Origin of the sequence: Pseudomonas sp. Pseusp97 (assembly GCF_047304025.1) — a bacterium.
GTDB lineage: Bacteria > Pseudomonadota > Gammaproteobacteria > Pseudomonadales > Pseudomonadaceae > Pseudomonas.
Genome location: NZ_JBGLYK010000381.1, coordinates 1 through 2,759, shown reverse-complemented (window position 1 = coordinate 2,759; position 2,759 = coordinate 1). Strand labels below are relative to the sequence as shown.

At 68.1% G+C, this 2,759-nt stretch carries 2 protein-coding genes; both read right to left on the bottom strand.

The features are described from left to right. Positions 1–148: 148 nt before the first annotated feature. Positions 149–1,765: a geranyl-CoA carboxylase subunit beta gene (gene atuC, locus ACCC94_RS29105; protein ID WP_413353052.1), complete on the bottom strand. Its 1,617-nt coding sequence runs from the start codon at positions 1,763–1,765 to the stop codon at positions 149–151. Positions 1,766–1,768: 3 nt separating this feature from the next. Continuing rightward, positions 1,769–2,644, bottom strand: coding sequence for an SDR family oxidoreductase (locus ACCC94_RS29100; RefSeq protein ID WP_413353051.1), 876 nt, complete (start codon positions 2,642–2,644; stop codon positions 1,769–1,771). Between the last annotated feature and the right edge of the window lie 115 nt (positions 2,645–2,759).

Here is a 2,759-nt window from a genome sequence, read left to right as displayed (position 1 = left end):
CCCAACCCCACCCCCGCCCTTCGGCGGTGGGGTCCCTCCCCCGTCCCCCCCCCCTCTCCCTCCATCCACAAACCCGCCGCCGGCCCCCCGCCCGTTGGGGGTTGTGGGCGGCGGGAGAGGGGCTTTTGCCCACTCTCCCAATTCCCGATCAGAACCTCGCTACCCCAAAACTATTACCCTTCAGCGGCCGCACGGCCGCCTCTGCGCAGATGTCCAGCAGGTAGCCGAGCAGCACGCGGGTGTCGCGCGGGTCGATCAGCCCGTCGTCCCACAGGCTCGCCGTGCCGTAGAGCGCGGTGGACTGGGCGTCGAGCTTCTGCGCGGTCATCTGTTCGAGCATGTCGAGCATCTTCGGGTCGGGTTCCTTGCCCTCCTTGGCGTGCTTCTCCTCGGTGACGATGCGCAGCACCTTGCCGGCCTGGGCGCCGCCCATCACGGCGGTGCGGCTGTTGGGCCAGGCGAAGATGAAGCGCGGGTCCAGCCCGCGGCCGCACATGGCGTAGTTGCCGGCGCCGTAGGAGCCGCCGACGACCAGGGTGAGCTTGGGCACCATGGCGTTGGCCACCGCCTGGATCATCTTCGAACCGTGCTTGATCACGCCCAGGCGCTCGGATTCGGTGCCGACCATGAAGCCGGTGGTGTTGTGCAGGAACAGGATCGGCGTGTTGCTCTGCTCGCACAGCTGGATGAACTGCGCCGCCTTGGCTGCGCCCTGCGGGGTGATCGGGCCGTTGTTGCCGATCAGGCCGCAGGCGTGGCCTTCGATGTGCAGGTGGCCGCAGACGGTCTGGCTGTCGAACTCGTTCTTGAAGTCGAGGAAGCGCGAACCGTCGGCGATGCGCGCGATGATCTCGCGCACGTCATAGGGCTTCTTCGCGTCCGCCGGGACCACGCCGAGCAGTTCCTCGGCCGGGTACAGCGGGGCGTCCCAGTCCTTCTTCGGGCGCGCCGGCAGCTGCGCATTCCACGGCAGCGCGGCGAGAATCTCGCGAGCCAGGCGCACGCCGTCGGCGTCGTTCTCCGCCAGGTACTCGGCGGTGCCGGCGACCTGGGCGTGCAGTTCGGCGCCGCCAAGGTCTTCATCGGTGGCGATCTCGCCGGTGGCGGCTTTCAGCAGCGGCGGGCCGGCGAGGAACATCTTGGCCTTGCCGCGCACCACCACCACGTAGTCAGACAGCCCCGGCTGGTACGCGCCGCCGGCAGTGGACGAGCCGTGCACCACGGTGATCTGCGGAATGCCCGCCGCCGACATGCGCGCCTGGTTGGCGAAGCCGCGCGCACCCTCGACGAAGATGTCCGCGGCGTAGTTCAGGTTGGCGCCGCCGCTCTCGGTCAGCGCCACCACCGGCAGCTTGTTCTCCAGGGCGATCTGCTGCAGGCGCAGGGTCTTCTTCAGCCCGGTGGGGGAGATGGTGCCGCCCTTGATCGCGCTGTTGCTTGCGGTCACCAGGCAGCGCACCCCGGCGATGTAGCCGATGCCGGAAATGATGCCGCCGCCGGCCTGGGTGCCGTCCTTGTCGTCATGCAGCTTGTAGCCGGCCAGCGAGGAAATCTCGAGGAACGGCGCGCCGGCGTCCAGCAGCAGGTTCAGGCGTTCGCGCGGCAGCAGCTGGCCGCGCTTGTCGAATTTCGGCTTGGCCTCGGCGGCCTTGTCCAGCACCTTCTGTTCGACTTCGCGGAAGCTTGCCACGGCGGCCAGCATGGCCTCGCGGTTGCGGGCGAAGTCGTCGCCCTGGGGATCGACTTCGGATTGGATGACGGGCATCGCTTACTCCTGATCCTTCAGCACGTCGGGCAGGTAGGCGCGGTGGAAACCGTTGTAGGAACGGCTCTGCCCCGGTTTGCCCTTCGCCAGCGGGAAGGCACGGCTGCCCTGGCTGGCGGCGCCGTCGATGCGGATCGTGTTGCCGCTGATGAAGGCGGCGCCGGGGGAGAGCAGGAAGACGATGGCGGCGGAGACTTCCGACTCGGTGCCGATGCGCTTGAGCGGCACGTGCTCGCGCAGGGTCGGGATCACTGCCTTGAACGCGCCTTCGTAGGTGTCCATGCCGCTGGAGGCGACCCAGCCCGGCGCCACGGCGTTGACCCGCACTCCGGCGTGGCCCCACTCGATGGCGGCGGTCTTGGTGAAGTTCTCCATGCCGGCGCGGGCGGCGCCGGAGTGGCCCATGCCGGGCATGCCGCCCCACATGTCGGCGAGCATGTTGACGATGCTACCGCCGGTCTTGCTCAGGCTCTGGTTGAACACTTCGCGGGCCATCAGGAAGCCGCCCACCAGGTTGGTGCGCACCACCGCCTCGAAGCCTTTCAGGTTGATTGAGGCCAGCGGCGCGGGGTACTGGCCGCCAGCGTTGTTGACCAGGTGATGGATCGGCCCGCGCTCGGCGATGACCTGCGCCACCAGCGCCTTCACCGCTTCCTCGTCGCGGATGTCGCAGCTGTGCCAGCTGGCGCTGCCGCCGTCCTCGATGATTTCGCCGGCGGTCTTCTCCAGCTTTTCCGCCTTGCGCCCGACCAGCACCACGTGGGCGCCGAGGGCCGCCAGTTCATGGGCGGTGCAACGGCCGATACCGCTGCCGCCGCCGGTGACGATAATGGTCTGGCCGTCGAACAGGCCGGGTTTGAAGATCGAGTCGTAGCTCATTGTTGTTCTGACTCCGAGGTATCCCGTAGGGGGGCGGGAAAGGGCCGCGGGAGGGGGCGGGGGGGGTTTTGGGTTATAGAAGAGTGGGGTTTTTGGCCGACGAGTTTTTTTTTTT